The sequence below is a fragment of the Streptomyces sp. SID3343 genome (assembly GCF_009865215.1).
In the GTDB taxonomy this organism is placed as follows: domain Bacteria; phylum Actinomycetota; class Actinomycetes; order Streptomycetales; family Streptomycetaceae; genus Embleya.
Genome location: NZ_WWJX01000363.1, coordinates 1 through 939 on the forward strand (window position 1 = coordinate 1; position 939 = coordinate 939).

The following is a 939-nucleotide window of genomic DNA, read 5'->3' on the forward strand; positions in this document are numbered from 1 at the left end:
CTCGGTCACCGACTCGACGGAGCCGACGCCATCGCCTCGGCATACACCGGAATCGTCACCCTGGCCGAGGACTTCGAGGCCGACTTCGATCCGGCCGACTACGTGGACGACTTCCGCGAGAACCACGTCGGCGGCCACATTCTCCGCCGGGTGCCCTTCGCGCACCCAACGACGGCGGCATCGCGTTCGTCCACCACCAACCCGGCCCGATGTACGGCCACGTGTACGAGATCGGCCTCGGATCCGGGTGTCGGCCACCCGTGGAGTGGGCCACGAGCCTGACCGAGTCCTTCGATCTCCTGGCCCGATCCCTGGAGGACGGCCCGGGTGTCATCGTCGTTCATACCGACAACAGCCACCCGTCCGCCGAATCGGGGAGCCTCGACCGCCTCATCGCGACCTGCGGCGTGGACCGGGTCCCGCCCGCCCGGCTCGCCGCCGTCGCACCCGGCGGCCGTCTCGTCCTGCCCCGGGGAACCGGCATCGCATGCCTGACCGTGGACGAACACGGCCACGCCGAAAAGCCGTTCCTGCCCCGCGGCCGCCCCGTGTATGAGTCACATGCCGGCGAACCCGGGCGTCGTCCTGCGTGACGTCGCCAACACCCTGAAATCGACGATGCGCCGCCTGTACCGGGCCCGCCCGCACGGCGGATCCACGGCATCGCCCTGGACGCCGCCCTGCGCACCGCAGCCCCCGTCCCGGGCGCCGGGCTCGACCGCATGATCCACGCGGCACTCCGCGGAACAACTCGACCCCCTCGACCCGGCCGGGGTTTCGGGTTACTGCGCCCAGGGGTTCCACCCGCCGATCGCCGTCGACGCCGCGCGGGCCGTCTCGGCGATCGTGCGGGTCCACGTCGCGCAGGTGCGAGCCGGCACGCGTCGGCGGCCGACCACGGTGGAGACGGTGTAGCGCTGGTTGCCCCGGTGGTCGTGG

At 72.1% G+C, this 939-nt stretch carries 2 protein-coding genes; both read left to right on the forward strand.

Features of this window, described 5'->3' with window-relative positions; translation table 11 throughout:
* On the forward strand, positions 1-282 hold a 282-nt coding region (locus GT354_RS12180; RefSeq protein WP_161356310.1), incomplete at its 5' end, for a hypothetical protein.
* Positions 261-593 (forward strand): hypothetical protein, encoded by a 333-nt coding sequence (locus GT354_RS12185; RefSeq protein WP_161356311.1) that lies wholly within the window; start codon positions 261-263, stop codon positions 591-593. The genes GT354_RS12180 and GT354_RS12185, both read left to right, overlap by 22 nt.
* Positions 594-939 lie beyond the last annotated feature (346 nt).